The organism is Flavobacterium sp. K77, from assembly GCF_021608205.1.
GTDB classification, from domain to species: Bacteria; Bacteroidota; Bacteroidia; order Flavobacteriales; family Flavobacteriaceae; genus Flavobacterium; species Flavobacterium turcicum.
The window spans coordinates 325154-343645 of the sequence record NZ_JAKIHO010000003.1 but is presented as its reverse complement, the minus strand read 5'-3'; the positions used below and the strand labels follow the sequence as shown (position 1 = coordinate 343645).

At 34.7% G+C, this 18492-nt stretch carries 16 protein-coding genes; 6 read left to right on the top strand and 10 right to left on the bottom strand.

Annotation, left to right across the window (positions count from 1 at the left end):
- Positions 1-28 precede the first annotated feature (28 nt).
- Complete coding sequence (locus L1S34_RS08755; protein ID WP_236363692.1) at positions 29-541, top strand: adenine phosphoribosyltransferase; 513 nt, start codon at positions 29-31, stop codon at positions 539-541.
- Here L1S34_RS08755 and L1S34_RS08750 read toward each other — a convergent pair.
- From L1S34_RS08750 to L1S34_RS08735, 4 genes are all read right to left on the bottom strand, one after another.
- Positions 538-678, bottom strand: a complete 141-nt coding sequence (locus tag L1S34_RS08750; protein WP_236363691.1) for an SsrA-binding protein — start codon at positions 676-678, stop codon at positions 538-540. The genes L1S34_RS08755 and L1S34_RS08750 overlap by 4 nt on opposite strands.
- Before the next feature lie 68 nt (positions 679-746).
- On the bottom strand, positions 747-2522 hold the full coding sequence (locus tag L1S34_RS08745) for a M56 family metallopeptidase (RefSeq protein ID WP_236363690.1): 1776 nt from the start codon (positions 2520-2522) through the stop codon (positions 747-749).
- A gap of 35 nt (positions 2523-2557) precedes the next feature.
- Positions 2558-2926, bottom strand: a complete 369-nt coding sequence (locus tag L1S34_RS08740) for a BlaI/MecI/CopY family transcriptional regulator (protein ID WP_236363689.1) — start codon at positions 2924-2926, stop codon at positions 2558-2560.
- 328 nt (positions 2927-3254) lie between these two features.
- Positions 3255-4481 carry an MDR family MFS transporter gene (locus L1S34_RS08735; protein ID WP_236363688.1) on the bottom strand — a complete coding sequence of 409 codons (1227 nt, stop codon included), beginning with the start codon at positions 4479-4481 and terminating at the stop codon, positions 3255-3257.
- 308 nt (positions 4482-4789) lie between these two features.
- Here L1S34_RS08735 and L1S34_RS08730 point away from each other — a divergent pair, with 308 nt between their 5' ends.
- The 5 genes from L1S34_RS08730 to L1S34_RS08710 all read left to right on the top strand — a co-directional run bounded on the left by L1S34_RS08730 (position 4790) and on the right by L1S34_RS08710 (position 8348).
- The gene (locus tag L1S34_RS08730; RefSeq protein ID WP_370637596.1) at positions 4790-5293 is read left to right on the top strand and encodes a DUF1684 domain-containing protein; all 504 of its coding nucleotides are present in this window, start codon (positions 4790-4792) and stop codon (positions 5291-5293) included.
- Complete coding sequence (locus L1S34_RS08725) at positions 5293-5946, top strand: TatD family hydrolase (RefSeq protein ID WP_236363686.1); 654 nt, start codon at positions 5293-5295, stop codon at positions 5944-5946. The genes L1S34_RS08730 and L1S34_RS08725 overlap by 1 nt, the downstream gene beginning before the upstream one ends.
- Positions 5947-5986: 40 nt before the next feature.
- Positions 5987-6700: a tRNA threonylcarbamoyladenosine dehydratase gene (locus L1S34_RS08720; protein ID WP_236363685.1), complete on the top strand. Its 714-nt coding sequence runs from the start codon at positions 5987-5989 to the stop codon at positions 6698-6700.
- A 74-nt stretch (positions 6701-6774) separates the two neighbouring features.
- A complete protein-coding gene (locus L1S34_RS08715) occupies positions 6775-7449 on the top strand; it encodes an HAD family hydrolase (protein ID WP_236363684.1) in 675 nt (224 codons plus the stop codon).
- A gap of 53 nt (positions 7450-7502) precedes the next feature.
- Complete coding sequence (locus L1S34_RS08710) at positions 7503-8348, top strand: DUF2911 domain-containing protein (protein WP_166134167.1); 846 nt, start codon at positions 7503-7505, stop codon at positions 8346-8348.
- Positions 8349-8517: 169 nt separating this feature from the next.
- Here L1S34_RS08710 and L1S34_RS08705 read toward each other — a convergent pair whose 3' ends face one another.
- The 6 genes from L1S34_RS08705 to L1S34_RS08680 form a co-directional block, all read right to left on the bottom strand.
- Positions 8518-8928 carry a hypothetical protein gene (locus L1S34_RS08705; protein WP_236363683.1) on the bottom strand — a complete coding sequence of 137 codons (411 nt, stop codon included), beginning with the start codon at positions 8926-8928 and terminating at the stop codon, positions 8518-8520.
- 25 nt (positions 8929-8953) lie between these two features.
- Complete coding sequence (locus L1S34_RS08700; RefSeq protein ID WP_236363682.1) at positions 8954-12244, bottom strand: T9SS type B sorting domain-containing protein; 3291 nt, start codon at positions 12242-12244, stop codon at positions 8954-8956.
- Positions 12245-12669: 425 nt separating this feature from the next.
- Complete coding sequence (locus tag L1S34_RS08695; protein WP_236363681.1) at positions 12670-13101, bottom strand: hypothetical protein; 432 nt, start codon at positions 13099-13101, stop codon at positions 12670-12672.
- A 37-nt stretch (positions 13102-13138) separates the two neighbouring features.
- The gene (locus L1S34_RS08690) at positions 13139-14863 is read right to left on the bottom strand and encodes a sodium:solute symporter (RefSeq protein ID WP_236363680.1); all 1725 of its coding nucleotides are present in this window, start codon (positions 14861-14863) and stop codon (positions 13139-13141) included.
- A 120-nt stretch (positions 14864-14983) separates the two neighbouring features.
- Entirely contained in the window at positions 14984-17515 is a 2532-nt protein-coding gene (locus tag L1S34_RS08685; protein ID WP_236363679.1) for a PIG-L family deacetylase, read from the bottom strand.
- Positions 17516-17673: 158 nt separating this feature from the next.
- A complete protein-coding gene (locus tag L1S34_RS08680; RefSeq protein ID WP_166134177.1) occupies positions 17674-18207 on the bottom strand; it encodes a hypothetical protein in 534 nt (177 codons plus the stop codon).
- Positions 18208-18492 lie beyond the last annotated feature (285 nt).

Below are 18492 nucleotides of genomic sequence, written 5' to 3'. Positions count from 1 at the left end.
GCGTAAAAATGTAAAAAAATAAAAAAAAATGAACTTAAAAAATTACATCCGTGATATTCAGGGTTTTCCTAAAAAAGAAATTGTGTTTAAAGATATCACTCCGCTGCTTTTAGATCCTCAGGCAACACAAAAATGCCTTGAAGAACTAGTCAATGCTGTAAAAGATTTCCAAATAACAACCGTAATTGGTGTTGAAAGCAGAGGTTTCTTTTTCGGAACGTTGCTGGCTCAACAATTAAATGTGGGTTTTGTTCCAGTTCGAAAGCCTAAAAAGTTGCCTTATGAAACAATTTCGGCTACGTATGCACTTGAATATGGCACCGATTCGTTAGAAATTCACATTGATGCTATCAAAAAAGGCGACCGCGTACTTATTCATGATGATGTTTTAGCTACTGGTGGGACTGCAGCAGCCGTATGTGAATTAGTAGAACGTTTAGGTGGAGTGGTGGTGCAGTGCAATTTTTTAATGGAGTTGTCCTTTTTAAATGGTCGCGATAAAATTAAAAACTACGACACTTTTGCGGTGTTAACATATTAGCGCAACGCACGCGAAGTTACATAATAACGGTAGGCTAATAGAGCAAGTTGCCATTTTTTGGCTTTAGAGATGTCTGTTCCACCTTTGGTGAGACTTGGTAACACTATTTTATTGATTTGAGCTAAAACTTTGTACATCTGTTATTTTTTTGAGGCAAAGGTATAAAAAAAGACAGTCTTGGATTGAGACTGTCTTTGAACATCAATTAATTATTCTTGCTTTGTTTTGCTTCAAAGGCTTCCATTGCTTTTTCGAAATCCTTCATTTTCTTTTCGAATTCTTCCATTTCCTCATTAAATGGTTTCATTTGTTTTTCAAATTCCTCCATTTTTTTTTCAAAAGCTTTCATTTGTGGTTCCATGGCTTCCATTTTTTTATCAAAGGTTTTCATTTTTTTATCAAAATCAGCCCATTCTTTTTCGTTTTTATAGTTACGAACTCCTGATGGTGCTTTAGGTGCAGCTGGAAAAATAGGCGCTTTCGGTGTTGTGAAATTAAACTTCGGCGCTACTGGAGGCACTGGTGGCTGAGGGCGTTCTATTACGCTTCCATGTTCGCCGATGTAATTTTTGGTAATAATTCGGATAGAATTTCTTTTTCCTTGTTCGTCTTTAGTAACATTTACGCTAGTGATTGTGCTAGGAAGTAAACTTTCAGCTTCTAAGGCACTCACACGTTTGTCATTTACGTATACCTCAGTATCTTCAGGGATGCCATTTTTTTCAGTTCTAATCTGTTTAACAACAGTTACGTTGTTTTCTTTTTTAACGACGGACAGATTATTTGGATCAATGCGGTCTAGACTTAATTCATTCGACGAAAATATGTTTCCGTTACCAATTGTGTTTGAGTTTTCCTTAGTGAAAATTTTAATAACAGATTTATCATTATTTTTTTCAATATTGACAGTTGCAATGTCGTTCGGGTTTGTGCTGTCCAATTCTTTTTTTGTTACTTTTTTTCCATTAATAAAAATACTGGTGTTTTCGTCTGTAATTTCAGGAAGATTTTTTGAAATCACCTCGCTTGTTTTACCTTTTTTCACAGTATCTGATACGGCAAGAGTATTAGGGTTCTGACTTTTTGTGCTAGAACTTGTTGTTGTACTTGTTTTTTCTTGTGCAACTACTTCAATTTGAAATAGTGTAAAAAAGGCGACTAAGGCAGGAACAACGGTGGCGTATTTCCAAGAATTCCATTTTTTTGATTGATTTTTGTTTAACATAACGATTCGTTTTTTGATTAATGATTGATAAAAAGGATTGGTAAGCGCAACACAATTTTGGTGTGTTGTAAATTTTAAAAGTGTGAATTGGTATTCTTTTTTGTTAGCTATTTTTTTGATAGCTTGTTGGTCAGCAATGAATTCTAAATTTTGTACCATCGCTTTTTTGTAAAGCCACACAACCGGATTAAACCAAAAAATAATACAAAAAATACGACTCAATAATACGTCAGACGAGTGGTATTGGGCGCTGTGAACTTTTTCGTGATCAATTATATTATTGAGTTCATTAGCGCTGTACAGTGATGAATTGTACACTATTGTTTTAAAAAAGGAGAAAGGCGCTGTGTTTTCAGTTGTATTTACAAAAGTGAAACCGTTTATTGTTTCTGAAATTTGCCCTTTAAGCATTTGCTGAAGTTTGTATATGTCTAAAACAAACTTTCCTGATAAATATAACACTCCCAAACCATAGCAAATACTAGCCATAAGCCACCAATTAATTGTGGTAGTAGCTTCGGGTTTGTAGCTGCTCACCGGAAGATTTGACCAATCAATAGGGTTTGGATTGGGATCTACCCAAATAATTTCCGTGTAAGTAAACAACGGAAATACGGCCGAAGTCACTAAACCTAGTAATAAAAACCATCGATTTCCAGTAAAAAACGTCTCTTTGCGGAGTAACACGTAATACACTGCAAAAAACAATGCAAGTAGGCTGCTGGATTTAATGAAGTAGAGTTGAAGTGGTTCCATTTTTATTTTGGTTTTAGGAAATAGTTGGTAAACGACTAGCTGTTTTGTTCTTGTTGCTCAATCATATTTAAAATTTCACGCAACTCAGCTGCCGAAATTTTTTCTTCTTGTGCAAAATGGGAAACCATATTTTTATACGAGCTGTTAAAAAACGTATCAATTGCGGTATGCATAAAACGCTTGCGGTATTCTTCGAGGCTCACTGTTGGGAAATATTGATGCGAATTACCATAGGCGTTGTGCGATACATATCCTTTTTCTTCAAGATTACGAACTATGGTTGATAATGTATTGTAATGTGGTTGGTCTTCGGTAATTTCATTCATAATGTCTTTCACGAAAGCTTTTTGTAGTTTCCAGACAATGTGCATGATTTCTTCTTCTTTGTTAGTAAGTTTTTGCATGATGTTTTTATTTGTTTCAAATGTATAACTATATTTCTAGTTTGCAAACTATTTTTATAGTTATTTAACTAAATTTTTAGTTTTTGATGTTTTTTGTAGTTAAGAGCTTGTTATTTAATCGAATACTTGTTTTTTCTTAGTGTTTTGAAATTGAAAACGTTTTTATAAATGTAATTAGGTTTCTGGAAACGGGTTCGCGTGAGGGATAGGAGCAAACCGCCGCAGCGGTGCAGATAGCCCGACGCCATTACAGCAAAGGGGCTACTCAAAACAATTATGAGTAGCCCCTTTGCTTTAATGGGGGCACGCCCCAATTTTTAAAATGATATTATTTTACACTTGCCTTTTCCTGTTGAACCATTTTTTGCACCCAAACGCAACCTGCAACGGCCAAAATGCCCAATGTGCCCATAAAAAACCAATTGGCTTGATAACCATACGAGGCAATAATTTCGAGTCCCGTTTTAGAACTCGCAATGTGCGCCAAACTAAAACTCATGGTAAACAGTGCCATGTATCGTCCTTCATGACCTTTCGGAGCGCGACTCAAGGCAAAAGAGTTGGAAAATGGAAAAATAAACATTTCGCCAAAAGTGATAAATAGGATGCTTACAACTAGAATTCCGGCCCAAAAATGAATTAATAACACATAAAAACTAAGCGCCATAAGTAAGGAACCCCACAAAATAATTTTGAGTTTGTCAATGTTTTTACGCTGACTGTAGCTTACAATTGGCATTTCGAGAAAGAAAATGAGCAAGCCGTTTAAAGACAGTAACAAACCACTTTGAAACTCGGTCAGGCCAAATTTTTCGTTGTGGTACAGCGGTAAAGTGGTGAAAAGTTGAAAAAATAGTACTGCGGTGACAAAACACACAAATAGAAATATCCAAAAAATTTGATCCTTGAAAACTGAAGTTGGCAAATCAGTTTCGGCCTGATCTGTTTCCAAATCTGCTGGTTTTTTGCGCTCTTTCACTAGCAACCAAAAAATCAAAATCGAGATAATACAAGAGCTACCATCAACCCAAAAAAGTCCGCTGTAGCCCAAATTCATAATGATTAATCCACCCAGCGCTGGTCCTGCTGTGAACCCTAAATTTACGGCCAATCGTACTAAAGTGAGCGCTCTAGTGCGGTTTTCGGGCTTTGCGTAGGTGGCGAGCGATACAAACATGGCGGGTCTAAACATATCCGCAACCGTCATAATGCAAAACATACTCAAGCACAATCCCCAAAACGTACGCACGTACTGCACCGCAAATAGCAACAATCCGCTGGTAAATAAGCTGAAAACCATGATTTTGTAAAAACCAATTTTGTCTGATAATTTTCCGCCCAACCAAGAACCTAACATCGAACCAAAGCCAAAAGCGACCATAATCCAGCCCACTTGTTCGTATGAAAATTGTAAATCCTCTTTTAAATATTTTGATAAAAACGGTAAAACCATCGTGCCGGCCCTGTTGATGAAGGTAATTAGCGTCAAAATCCAAACTTCTCTGGTAAATCCTCTAAAATTATTGATGTAGCGTGTAAAAGCAGTTTGCAGCATAGCCTAGAATTGTGAGTTGCAAATTTACGATGTTTTTCAGGAGCTTTTTCCAGCTATTCGCTATAATCTTTTATTTTTTTAAAGAAAAAAATAAAAGGATTTCCGCTGCTATCTGGGCTAGGGTTTTGGTCTTCGGTAGTCATTTCTACTAGTTACTTTTCGTTGCGGTATTCTAACTTTTACACTATTTTTGCATCAAAATCAAACCATTGAAAACACTTTTCACTTTTCTGTTTTTTTGGACGTGTACTTTTGCATTCGCTCAAAAGTCGTATCAGGCGACAGCTGTAGCTCAGTTTCAAAAAAAAATGAATACCGAATTTGCTGATGCCGCCACGAGTCCGCTTACAACAGAGGATCGAGCTAAGTTCAAATCGCTTGATTTTTTTCCGGCCAATGCTTCTTTTTTTGTAATTGCGACTTTGGTAAAAACACAAAATGCAGTTCCTTTTGCTATGAAAACCACCACAAGCAGACAGCCTTTGTATGTCAAGTATGGAGAGTTGCATTTTGAATTGGAAGGTAAAAAACTAAAGCTAAACGTATACCGCAATTTGGAACTCGCTAAACAAGCAAAATATAAAGACTATTTCTTTTTACCTTTTTCTGATCGTACATCGGGTCGTGAAACCTACATTGGCGGTCGTTATGTTGATTTAAAGATTCCAAAAGGGAAAAAAATAGCGATTGATTTTAACACGGCTTACAATCCGTATTGTGCCTATAATTCAAAATATTCTTGCCCAATAGTGCCTTTAGAAAATGATTTGGATGTTTCGATTACGGCTGGCGTTAAAAAAATTCACGATTAATGGAGTTTTTTAATGCACATACACACCAATGGAGCAAGCAAGAGCGTGTTGTAGAGCTGGTCAATCAATATCCGCAGGAAATGAATGGCGCCATACCGCAGTACTCAATTGGCATTCATCCTTGGAACATTAATGAAACGCGTCTTGCTGCTGATTATGATATAATTCAAAAAAGTATGAGCCAACCCAATTGTTGGGCAGTAGGTGAGTGCGGACTTGATAAACGCATCGAAATTCCATTACCCTTGCAACAGCAAGTTTTTGAAACCCAATTGCTGCTAGCTCAAGAGTACAACAAGCCAATCATTATTCATTGTGTAGCAGCGTTTCAAGAAGTTGTTTCCATCAAAAAAAAGCTGCAAATTACCGTTCCTTTGATCATACATGGTTTTTCAAAAAATAAAGCGGTAGCACGGCAACTGCTTGACAATGGCTTTTACATCTCATTTGGGAAATGTTTACTGCGCAACCCCGGATTGGAAGAGGTTTTTGCAAGTATCCCCAACAATCGTTTTTTCCTAGAAACGGACACCGTCGAAGAAGGAATTGAGGCTGTTTACGAACTCGCTGCACGTTATAAAAACACAACAGTTGCAGCCATACAAACACAAATACAAACGAATTTAAATACCGTTTTTGGACCAAAAATATAATTTTCAATTTCAAAAACTTTTCAACTTAAAACAGAATAGAATGGCAGAATGGACAGAGAGAGCAGAACTTTTATTTAAAAAAGAAGGTCTGACTAATTTACAAAATGCAAACGTACTCGTGGTAGGATTGGGCGGCGTAGGCTCATTTGCTGCTGAATTTTTAGCTAGGGCAGGCGTGGGTAAAATGACAATTGTTGATGGTGATGTGGTAGATATTACTAATATCAACAGGCAATTACCAGCTTTACACTCTACAGTAGGACAACCAAAAATTACAGTTGTAGGAGACCGTTTGCAAGACATCAACCCCGAATTACAACTAACGCGAGTGCAAGAATTTTTGTCGCCAGAGCGTGCTTTTGAAATTGTTACTCCTGATTTTGATTATGTTTTAGATTGCATTGATAGTGTAACTCCAAAACTAAACTTGATTATCGCTGCCAAACGCAAAAGAGTTAAAATTATTAGCAGCATGGGCGCAGGTGGAAAAATGGAAGCATCGAAAGTAAAGGTTACTGACATCACCAATACCGTAAATTGTTTTTTTGCCAAAACCATTCGCAGACGCCTTAAAGAGGCCAAAATAGACAAATTAAAAGTAGTTTTTTCTTCTGAAATTCAAGACGAATCTAGTTTAAGAATGACCGACGGCTCTAATTTTAAAAAATCGTTTTACGGAACTAACAGCTATATGCCAGGTTTGTTTGGGTTGTACGCTGCTGAAACGGTGATTCGTTATTTGATTAAAAAATAGGATTGACTTTCTTATTTCTTCAGTGATAACTAATTCATAATTAATAATTCACAATTCATAACTCATAATTTAAAATGATACAAACCGTAATTTTTGATATGGATGGCGTAATCGTTGATACAGAGCCGGTACACCGCTATGCTTATTTCAAACAATTTGAGGAGTTGAATATTGCTGTAACCGAAGAAATGTATACTTCATTTACAGGATTTTCAACGCGTAATACGTTTCAAAAATTAAAAGAACTTTTTGTAATTGACCAAGAAGTTGAAGATTTGATTCAGCGCAAGCGTACCATTTTTAATGATGCCTTCGATACCAAAAGTGATTTAGAATTGTTGCCCGGAGTAGAAAAATTAATCAAAGATTTGTTTGCAAATGGAATGCAATTGATTTTGGCTTCTTCAGCTTCAAAAGTAACGATCGAGCGCGTTTTTAGTCGGTTTAAACTGCATGATTATTTTACTCATGTAGTTAGCGGCGAGGATTTCCCCAAGTCAAAACCACATCCAGCTATTTTTGAGCATGCTGCTAGTTTGTCAATTTCTCCAAAAGAAAATTGTATTGTTATTGAAGATAGTACCAATGGCGTGAAAGCTGCAAAGGCGGCCGGATTACTTTGTATTGGGTACAACAGTTTGCATTCTGAAGCACAAGACTTGGCTTTGGCCGATGTCATTGTCCAAGATTTTGAAGAGTTGAGTTTTGAAACCGTTCAGCAAATAGACTTGAAATTAAGAAATTTTTAACATTTGACGGGTCTTGAATTTGTAAATTTGGGCAACAAAAAAATTAAAAAACAATGAAAAAAATAATCCTTGCGCTAGCTTTAATTGTTAGCGGTTTAAGTGCTGAGGCACAATTGAAAACACCACAATCAAGTCCGAAAGCAACTTTATCACAATCAGTAGGTTTAACTGATGTAGAGATTGTGTATTCTAGACCAAGCGCTAGAGGTCGCGTCGTTTTTGGAAACTTAATTCCGTTTGGAAAAGTTTGGAGAACGGGAGCAAATGAAAATACAACTGTTTCTTTTGGTGACGATGTAGTTATCGATGGTCAAACGTTGAAAAAAGGGACTTACTCTTTGTTTACTGTTCCAAAAATCGAAAGCTGGGAAGTGATTTTTTACAAAACAACAGACAACTGGGGAAATCCAGCAGAGTGGAAAGAAGAAAATGTTGCTTTGAGAACTACAGTAAAACCAGAGACTTTAAACAAAAAAGTAGAGACTTTTACAATTGGTTTGAGCAATATCGACAACAATTTTGCATTTCTTGAAATGTACTGGGAAAACTCATATGCAGCAGTAAAATTCGAAGTACCAACGCAACAAAAAGCAACAGCTAACATCAATAAAGTATTGGCAGGTCCAGCGGCAGGAGATTATTTTTCTGCTTCTCAGTTTTTGTTTCAATCTAATGGCGATGCGAACAAAGCGTTAGAATATGTGAACAAAGCATTAGACATGACGAAAGAAAAACCATTTTGGTATAACAGACTAAAATCGTTAATTCAAGCGAAATTAGGTGATAAAAAAGGTGCTATTGAAACTGCAAAAGTATCATTAGCAGCGGCAGAAGTAGCCAAAAACCAAGATTACGTAAAAATGAATAAAGATAGTATTGCAGAGTGGAGTAAAAGCTAAACCAATGCAATAAGAATTTTAAAATCCCGTCCGGTAACCGCGACGGGATTTTTTTGTAGCTAGTTGCTGTAAATTAGAGACTGGAATAATTACTTTGATTAGATTTATGAGATTGGTTTAAATTTGTAGCATAACTTTTCATTTATCTAATTTTGGTAATATGTTATTATTATTCTCTCCAATAAAACTTTTTGCTACCATTTATATCTTCAAACATCGATGATTCTATCCAATCATATTTCCCTTCTTTATCTTGATATAGGATCAATTTGTCAGTTTTGATATTTTCTATATATGATTTGACTTCCACAGTACAGGAACTAAAATCCTCAACTTGGTCACAATTTATATGTGAATGAATACTGGTTTCTCCTTTTGGGTCTTCAATTCCAATTGTAATTTCAGAATTATATGTTGCAATCCAAATTGAAAATATTCCGGATTCACTTTTCAAATAACAATCAAATGAATCATCATCTTGATATTTAATAGTCCTCGTAAACTCGGGAAAATTTAATTGGAGAAATCCAATTATCAATTTTGAGAAATCTTTTTGACTCATTAATTGTCGACGTTCCATTTTTCAAGTTTGTAAAAACATTGTTTTATCTTTTTAGGGAAAAATGACCCTTAAAATTTCTTCCGTTTCCCATTTCAACCGTAAACCAATAATCTGATGAAAATACTTGTTCTCCATTTAAAGTACCATCCCATCCAAAATCCTTAAAGGTTAATTTCTTCACAAATTTCCCGTAGCGATCATATATATATGTAATTGATTCTGGAAACTTTTCTATCCCTTGGATATGCCAGTAATCATTATACCCATCATCATTAGGAGTAAAAAATTTGGGGTAATCTATTAAAATAATCTCTTTTTTATCAAAACCACAACCTTTTTTATCTCTTACTTGAACCTCATAGATTCCTCCTGAAAGGTTGCTAAAGGTATTGTTCTTTTGGTAGTTAATTCCGTCAAGAGAATATTCAAAATCACCATCACCGGAGGTCGTAATTTCAATAAAATTGTTTTGCGAAATATCTTGAATTTTAACCTCGACAATTTTGGGTAAAGTTGATCGAACCAAAGTAAAAGAAAATGAGTTTTCGCAACTTAATCCATTACTTATTTTCGAAACTCGTAATGTGTATTTTCCAGCCATTACTAAATTCACTTCAAAAGATTTAGAAACAATTGTATTATCCTCATATTTCCATTCCCAAGTATCGAAAGACAGATTAGTTGCGATTTTTAAAGAAGTTTCTAAATCGCATAAATTATATTCTTTTTTTAAATTAATTTCAGGTAACTCATTTACAATTAATTGAAAACTTGTTTCAGAAAAACATAGAGGATTAGATCGATTTTCGACTCTTACATTAATTCTTTGGGACCAAGCAATTGTATTTTGATAATTTAAAGGTAGAGGACTAGGAAGTATATTTCCATTTTCGTCTTTATATGTAATTATATAAGCAGATTTGTTAGTAATTATTTGATTTTCAATATCTGAAGTATCAAAAAGAGAAAACCCGTCACCTTGATTACAAGCATATATCGTTTTTGGTTGATTAATTATTGGTTTAATAGATGTTACTAAACGTAATAATGTTTCTGTATAACAATTTGTTCGAGGGTTAGTAACTCTAACAGTGATTGTCTCTCTACTTGGGATCGAGTTTGTATAAGGATTTGGTAAAGGATTTGGAAGTTGATTTCCATTACTATCGTAGTAATTTAGCAGCATTCCTATTTGATTTCCCAAAACATCAGATGCCACATTTGATGTGTCAAAATATTCTGAGATTCCATCATTGTTATCATCACAACCAATAATCTCTTGTAAAGGATTCGCTTTAGGCAAATTACTAACAATTAAATTGAAAGTTGATTCAGTAAAACAGTTACTATCAGTATTTATAACTTTAACTGTTATCATTTCTTGATTTATAACTAGATTAGAAATTGCATTTAATGAAGCTATAATTTTCTGTCCATTTTGATGATAAAATTCTACTTTTTTATTCGCTGTACTGCCAATAATCAAAGTTTCTATAGGCTTTAAGTTAAATTGTCCAAACCCATCGGTATCATTATCACATACAACCAAGTCAGATATTGCGGCTATATTAGGTATTGGATTTACGATTAAATCAAAAGTAGTTTCTGAATAGCAGCAAAGATTGTTTCTTTGACTAACCCGCACTGTTATTGATTCTCTATCTTTAACAGTGTTGGTAAAAGGATTTGGTAATGATTTGTATTTATTTCCTTTTCCATCTATAAAAGTTATCTCTTTATCCGTTTGTCCGCCTAAAACCTGTTCGGTAACCATAGAAAGATCAAAAGATTTTGAAATACCTGAACCTGCTACGCTTTCGCATGCTGATACATTAGTGATTCCGTAGGCTTTTGGTGGTTCTTTAACATCTATTATTTCGGTTAAAACTTCCACTGTACCATCTTTTCCAGTTACGGTGGCTGTTACTGTGAATTTTCCATCAATTGAAAAATCGTGAAAAGGAGATAGATCTGTAGATAAATTATTTACTCCAGAGGCAATATCTCCAAAATTCCATACAATTGAAGCTACTTTTGATGCATCATCAACACTAAATTCTTTTAAAAATTCAGAGCAGATATTAGAAAAATTCATTTCGAAGTTATTAGATACGTTTTTTACATTTCCAGTTACATTTATATAGAAATTGGCATCTAAAATTCCATCATCATCAGTAGAAAAGTATTGATTATATCCAATATTAGGTGAGCGGTTACATCCTCTAAACCAAGAAACACCTGTGTCTTGTACAGATCCAGCAACAAAAGCAACGGTTGATCCACCTCCTAAATCGGGATTGCTACCTTTTTCTACTTCTACTAATATTCTTTCAACACCAGCTGGAACTTTTACCGCTGTATTAAAATCTATTTGTTTTATTTGAGACTCTCTACTTAAAGTTGGAGGAAGGTTGATTACTTGACTACTACCAATAAGATCTGTTTCTGAAAAAGAAACTGGGAAATTAGCATCGATTTTGTAAATATTAAATTTTACCGTAGCTCCCCAATCAGCACCATTAACCGCGACCTGACCTGAAGTTATTGTATATTCCTCTTTGGGAGATATCCCAAAATCTTTCAAGTAAAAATCTCTAGCCCAATAAAAAGTTTGTCCATAACAACCATACATATCTGTTTTTACTAAATCATCACAAACGTTATGAGATAATCGAGTTACTGAGTCCAAACTATTAGGGTTGAGAGTTTCACCCGTTACTGTTATGTAAAAATTAGCATTAGGTACAGGGATATTCAAATCTGTTGTTGGTTCTAAAAGTTGGTTTTCATTGCAACCTTTATACCATGATTCTCCACGATCATCTATCGTTCCAGCCACAAAAACTTCAGGTGTTAAATAATTTATATAATTACTTATTTTGCCTACAACCACTAATATTTTTTCAACGCCAGCCGGAACAATAATAGGCTGATAAAAATCTACTTGCACAATTTCTGGATTACCAATAATAGCTTTGGTAGCCACGGTACCACTAGATCCAAGTAAAGGCTTTTCGAAGTACGAATTATAGATATCAGGAAACCGTTCATCAACAACATAAACTGAAAAATATAGTTCTGAACCAATATCTGATTGTGCAATTCCAATTTGTCCAGACTTTATAACAAATTGTTCATTTGGTGTTATGCCAAAATCAGATAGTTTAAAGACTTTACCCCAAGTTTCTTCTTCCTTGCAGGAGAACATATCGGTCTTAATTAGTGTTGTTCCAACATTATTGTTTAAAGTTATTTGGGAATTTATATGTTGGAAACATAATAGCAAAAGAAGTATAGCTATAATGTTAAATTTACTTTTTTTAGTTAGAGTCATTTTAATTGATGTTGCTTTTCAACTTTTTACCAACGGTTGTTTGCATTAATACCTCCGTTTTTTATTAATTTACCGTAAATATAGCTGATTTAAACTACAAAAAAATAGCTTTAGATAAAAGATATTGACCAACAAAGAGAAAAATGAACAGGAAAAATGTCTTTAAAAAAACATTTTTTAGGTCTGAAAAAACAAGTCATGTGCTTTACTGTGCTTGTTGAATTCTATTTATGTATGGATTAAAAATCTTAAAAGTTGATAGTTTTAAAAATCCCTAATAGTTATCCGGATGGTAGTTTTTTATCTAGTTGTTGTCTAATAAAGACTGGAGTTCATTAATTGGATTTTTGAAATCGTCCTATGTTCAGATCAAGTTTTACAAGTAAAAAATACTATATTACGTAAAGCCTAATAGATAATCATTTTTATTTTTCACTTAATTTTTTCATTAAAAGTGGAAATTCCTCATCGGCTATTTTGTTATCCATTTTGCCATCATTGTTGTTGTCTCCATATTCTAATCCAGTGTTAATGAAATCTTCTATTCCATTCAATTCTTTGCGGTCTAGTTTGTCAATCATTTTATTAAAATTGTTTTCTCCAATTTTGTAAATAATCTGAGTTATTAAAAAACCTTTATCGTAACATCCTGCTCCATCGCCACACTGAAAATGATTAAGCCTTCTTAAAGAATCGTAGTCGCCTTTTAATGTTGATTTAATGATATCAGCAAGCTTTTTATTATCTGCAAAACTTTGATTTTCGAGTAAAGTTTTTCCAATTGCTATACCTTCAATGTTTTCCTTTTTACAAGAAATAAGAACTAAGAGAATTGGTATAAATATTAGTATGTGCATTAAGTAGACTTTTTGAAACTGTTCACTAAACTTAATATTAAGCCTCTACTGCCTTTTCGTTTCTGAAAATCGTGTACTGTAACAATTGAGAGAGTACAATTGTTCCCATTGCGCCAATAAAGTTTAACCATAAGTAACCCAGTTTTTCTTCGCCACTCGGATAGATGTAAATAGCGTAGTAATAAATTACAAAAATCGCCAATTGACAGACTACTGCGCTGTAGAATATTGCTTTTGATTGTACTTTTTTACTATAAAAACCAACCAGGAATATTCCTAGTACCGTTCCGTAAAAAATAGAACCGATAATGTTGACCAACTGAATTAAGTTTTCAAACAAGGTTCCTACGCAGGCAAATAAAATAGCGATTACACCCCACAACAATGTAAAAAACTTGGTTGCGTATAAATAGTGCTTCTCTGATTTTTCCTCTTTTACATTTCGTTTGTAAATGTCAATTGCTGTTGTTGAGGCCAGCGCATTCAATCCCGATGCTGTTGATGACATGGCCGCTGAGATAATAACTGCTAACAATAAGCCAATTAAACCTTTAGGTAAATAATTTAGGATAAAATGAAAAAACACATAATCCTTATCGTTAGTTTCGCTGTTGCTATCCGCTTTCGAAATAATTTCTTTGGCGCGGTCGCGTAAGTCTTTTTCTTTTGAGGATAGCGCTACTAATTCTTTTCTTAAAATCGGATTGTCATAATCTTGATTTAACTGATCGATGTATAATAAGTTGATTACCTTTTTATCTTCTGAAAGTTCGTTTAATTTCTTTTCAAGAGCGTTGTATTCGCCTTTGTAGGCTGATTTTTCAATAAGTGCTTTATTATTTGGGTTAAAATTCAAAGGCACGGGATTGAATTGAAAAAACACAAATACCATGACACCGGTTAGTAATATGAAAAACTGCATCGGTACTTTTAAGAGTCCGTTCATGATGAGTCCCATTTGACTTTCACGCACTGATTTCCCTGATAAGTAGCGACCAACTTGCGATTGATCAGTACCAAAATAGGCTAGGGCCAAGAAAAATCCGCCCGTGATTCCGCTCCAAAAAGTGTATTTTTCCTCTGGATCGAAAGAGAAATTAACGATATTCATTTTATCATTTGCCCCAGCGATATGCAACGCACTTGTAAAAGTCATATCATTGGGTAAGTAATACAATATCAAGAAAAAAGTAATAAACATTCCCGACATGATAACAAACATTTGTTGTTTTTGGGTCACGTTTACCGCTTTTGTTCCTCCTGAAAAAGTATAGATAATCACCAAAACACCAATCACAATATTCATGTAGGTGAGATTCCACCCTAAAATAGCCGATAAAATAATTGCTGGTGCGTAAATCGTTAGTCCTGTACCTAAACCTCTTTGAAACAAAAATAAAATGGCTGCCAGCGAACGGGTTTTTAAATCAAAACGTTTTTCTAGATATTCATAAGCGGTATATACTTTGTATTTGTGGTACAAAGGAATAAAGGTAACGCAGATAAGTACCATGGCTATTGGCAAACCAAAGTAAAACTGCACAAAGCCCATTCCGTCATGATACGCTTGCCCAGGCGTTGATAAGAAAGTAATAGCACTCGCTTGTGTCGCCATTACCGAAAGTCCCACTACATGCCAAGGAGTTTCGTTATTTCCTAAAATAAAATCCTCGACATTTTTACTGCCTTTGGTTTTCCAAGCGCCGTAAATAACAATAAAAAGTAAGGTAACAATAAGGATAACCCAGTCAAATAATTGCATAGTTTAGGCGTATAATTTCATAATAAGACAAAAGATCAAAATGTAGAGTGCGTTGGCTAGGAGCACCCAAGTATAATTTTTTTTCCAGGTTTTTGGTTTTTTTGTTTCCATGGTTTTGTTTTAAGGCTTTATTTTTTGTCCAGGTACCGTTGTGGTTTGTTGCATTGAAATCATATTGGCCAATAACTTATAGGCGCCGGTTACACCCTCTGGCAATTCTCTAAAAAAGCTTAGTCCGGTATAAATGTAATGTCCTTTTCCGTAAGGCGCTACCAATAAAGCTCCATTTTTTGGGGTTTCACCTTGATCGTTTGATGATATGATAGGTGTGAAAGCTTTGTCAAAGGTACTTGGGTAGTACAAACCTTGCTCTTGTTTCCAGCCTTTGAAATCTGCTGCCGTTATTTTATTTGGGAAATTTAAAACAGGATGATTTGGAGCTAAGAAACGAACTTCCGCATCTTCTTCGGTCACGCGATCTCGAGATAATTTCAATGAGTAAGGTGCTAAATTTTCGGTAACTAAATCAGTAGGTGTATTGTACTGAACAATCATTGTTTTACCTGATTTTACAAAATCGAAAAGAATTTCTTGTTTGTTTTTGAGTGCATTTACGGTGTTGTAAGCACGTACGCCAGTAATTACTGCATCGAACGATTCTAAACTTTCAGGTGTAATTGCATCTGGCTTTAAAATGGTAACGCTGTAACCTAATTGAGATAAACTATTAGGAACTTCGTCTCCAGCGCCCATGATGTAAGCTATTTTTTCACCAAATGTTTTTAAATCGGTTCTAATTATTTTCGTTTGAGACGTTTGTAAAATTTGTTGTTTGGTAATGTGATCAAAAGTGACAATTATTTGTTCTTTATCAAATCGTTTGCCGTTTACGGTTGCAACGCTTTTTGCAATTCCTTCAGTGGCATTTTGTGGCGCTGTGACTTCAAAAAATACCAATTGCTCGCTGCCTTTTCTGGCAATTTCAAACGGAATAGTAGTTGGTATTACTTTCCAGTTGGTTGGAACTTCGAGCGCTAAAGTTCCTTTCACAGCATCTTTGCCCGCTTTAATTTTTACTCCAATATACTTGGATTTGTTGTCTCTAAAAAGTACAACTTTATCTGTGATTGAAGTGGTAACATCCGGCACCACATCAAGATAGTTGTAGATTTCTCCTTTTACGTCATCATTGTATTTGTATATGACAGTGCGTTCAAAAGGAAGTGTAATTCCATTAATTTGAAGGTTAAAAATCACTTTCGCTTCGCGGATAATATCAGGAGTACCAATGTTTTCTTGCTTATTTACAACATACATGCCAACGCTTCCGTTTTCACTTAACCAGTAAGGGAACGTATAGTTAGTTGTTTCTGGTAATTTTAAGTCGATTGAAAAATTTTGAACAATGTTATTTTTTAACTCTTTTTCTATTGGGGTCATACTTTGTTCTGGTAGTGTAGTTATACTTTCCAACAGGAAAGGTACATTACTACGGTTGATAGCCTCCATTTTTAACTTCAACACACTTCCTGGAGTAGTTTCTTGAGTAGGTGAAACAGCTTCAAGGTACAAGCCTGCGCAGGCTGCAATTAATTCTTTTGCTGCAGCAGCTTTCAAAGGAGCCCATTGTTTATCACTTAAAGCGGTTATCATACTGTATGCTTTGGCTAAAGCTGGAATACTTGCAGCTGGATTTTTATAATCAAAATCTTTGGCAATGGTAGTCAATAATTCACCAATCGGTTTGCCGCCTTTAACGCGATTCCAAGAGGTGTCAATTCCTTCAAAAAGTGATTTTTTGTCTTGTAAAGGAGTACCATTTATAAATTCAAGATACTCTGTTTCTTCGCCACGAGCGCCTGTGCTTCCAAATCCTTGCGATTGATGACGGCTACGACTCAAAGCTGCAATTTCTTGGTTTGATTTGCCAATACCTGTAAAATAAACGCCCGTTTGTAAAGCAATTAGATTCGTTTTGTCAGCAGCATTAAATTTTTCGATAGTGCCGTAAAACCACCACGATGTGTTAAAAAATTGTCGTTTGGTTTGCCACGGTTGTACCCATTTTAATTGTTCAGGAAAACGATTTGCGTTTGCAGCCTCTTTAAAACTTTCTACGCTTAGCATGGCTGATGCGGTATGATGTCCGTGAGTTGTTCCCGCCGAACGATGGTCAAATCGATTTACAATTACATCAGGTTGAAATTTTCGGATAGCCCAAATTACATCTGCTAAAACTTGTTCTTTATCCCAAATAGCAAGAGTTTCGGTTGGATTTTTAGAAAAACCAAAATCATTAGCACGAGAAAAAAACTGTTCTCCTCCATCAATTTTTCTAGCTTCAATAAGTTCTTGAGTTCGAATCACTCCTAATAATTCTCTTAGTTGTGTTCCTATTAAATTTTGTCCACCATCACCTCGGGTTAATGATAAATAACCTGTTCTTGCTTTTTGATCGTTAGCCAAATACGAAATCAATCGTGTGTTTTCATCATCAGGATGTGCAGCAATATAAAGCACTGAGCCTAAAAAATTTAATTTTTCTATTTGGTTATAAATTTCTACACTATTTAATTTGGCGGGTTGCTGAGCGCGTAGGGTAGGAGCACAAAATAGGATACAAGAAAATAACGGAACTAGTTTTTTAAACATTCTTTTAAAATTTAGTTGGCAGTAGCTTCAAATGTAGGAATTAAATATTTTTTGTAGAAATGTTTTCACTTTTCTTTAATGCTACAATGTTTTTTTAACAAAAAAAAGAGAGAAAACAGCTTTGGTTCTCTCTCTTTCTAGTTGTGTTACCTGAAAAGTTAGTCTCTATCATGACCTCTTCCGCCTCGTTCATGGTCGTCGTGTCCTCGGCCACCTTTTCTGTGGTCGTCATGACCTCTTCCTCTATCATGGTCTCTATCATAATACTTTCTTTTGTCAACGTAGGTTTTAGTAACATATACATCACGATCGTTTCTACCTATGTTACGTTGCGGACGTCCTCTGTATCCATGGTAATATTTTACCTTGTGCGTATTAAAGTTAGCGTATGGTCTTGATCCTCGGTAATCAGTAAGTACTACTTTATAACCTCGGTACAAATCATAGTTACGGTATCTGTATGGCAAAGTTCTTGAACGAACCCATCTTCCATCTCCAAAATAAATAAATTGAGTAGCGCGAACATCGTAGTAAGCTTCAATGTCTGGAATATAATAGTAAGATACATCATTGTAGCCAACAGGTCCCCATTGAGGTGCACGACCGATGTTTACGTTTACTGATACTTGTGCTTCTATTGTGCTGCTTGCAAAAAGAAGTAGTGCAACAGCGAGTAGTTTATATGTTTTCATGATATGTGATTTTAAGTTATAAAATTAAGTGCAATTGCTTTTTTTGAAATATTTCTATTTTCGAATTTCCAACAACTGTGCCAGAATTAAAATTTCTTTCTATATGTTTTTTTAAGTATTTGTAAATCAATGAAATGTTATCTAAAAAAAAACATTTTAATCTTTGATAATTCCTTTATCATCGATGTAAAATTTTTTAAAAGCAGTAAATTTTAGAGCTTAAATTCTTTTTTCTTCTGCTTTGGTTATAGCTAATTTTGATCCCTTAATCGGAAAGTATTTAAT

Coding starts and splice junctions, on each gene's coding strand:
- L1S34_RS08685 (WP_236363679.1), bottom strand. CDS start 17,515: ATGTTTAAAAAACTAGTTCCGTTATTTTCTTGTATCCTATTTTGTGCT.
- L1S34_RS08715 (WP_236363684.1), top strand. CDS start 6,775: ATGATACAAACCGTAATTTTTGATATGGATGGCGTAATCGTTGATACA.
- L1S34_RS08720 (WP_236363685.1), top strand. CDS start 5,987: ATGGCAGAATGGACAGAGAGAGCAGAACTTTTATTTAAAAAAGAAGGT.
- L1S34_RS08700 (WP_236363682.1), bottom strand. CDS start 12,244: ATGACTCTAACTAAAAAAAGTAAATTTAACATTATAGCTATACTTCTT.
- L1S34_RS08745 (WP_236363690.1), bottom strand. CDS start 2,522: ATGGAACCACTTCAACTCTACTTCATTAAATCCAGCAGCCTACTTGCA.
- L1S34_RS08680 (WP_166134177.1), bottom strand. CDS start 18,207: ATGAAAACATATAAACTACTCGCTGTTGCACTACTTCTTTTTGCAAGC.
- L1S34_RS08695 (WP_236363681.1), bottom strand. CDS start 13,101: ATGCACATACTAATATTTATACCAATTCTCTTAGTTCTTATTTCTTGT.
- L1S34_RS08740 (WP_236363689.1), bottom strand. CDS start 2,926: ATGCAAAAACTTACTAACAAAGAAGAAGAAATCATGCACATTGTCTGG.
- L1S34_RS08755 (WP_236363692.1), top strand. CDS start 29: ATGAACTTAAAAAATTACATCCGTGATATTCAGGGTTTTCCTAAAAAA.
- L1S34_RS08690 (WP_236363680.1), bottom strand. CDS start 14,863: ATGCAATTATTTGACTGGGTTATCCTTATTGTTACCTTACTTTTTATT.
- L1S34_RS08730 (WP_370637596.1), top strand. CDS start 4,790: ATGAATACCGAATTTGCTGATGCCGCCACGAGTCCGCTTACAACAGAG.
- L1S34_RS08710 (WP_166134167.1), top strand. CDS start 7,503: ATGAAAAAAATAATCCTTGCGCTAGCTTTAATTGTTAGCGGTTTAAGT.
- L1S34_RS08735 (WP_236363688.1), bottom strand. CDS start 4,481: ATGCTGCAAACTGCTTTTACACGCTACATCAATAATTTTAGAGGATTT.
- L1S34_RS08725 (WP_236363686.1), top strand. CDS start 5,293: ATGGAGTTTTTTAATGCACATACACACCAATGGAGCAAGCAAGAGCGT.
- L1S34_RS08750 (WP_236363691.1), bottom strand. CDS start 678: ATGTACAAAGTTTTAGCTCAAATCAATAAAATAGTGTTACCAAGTCTC.
- L1S34_RS08705 (WP_236363683.1), bottom strand. CDS start 8,928: ATGGAACGTCGACAATTAATGAGTCAAAAAGATTTCTCAAAATTGATA.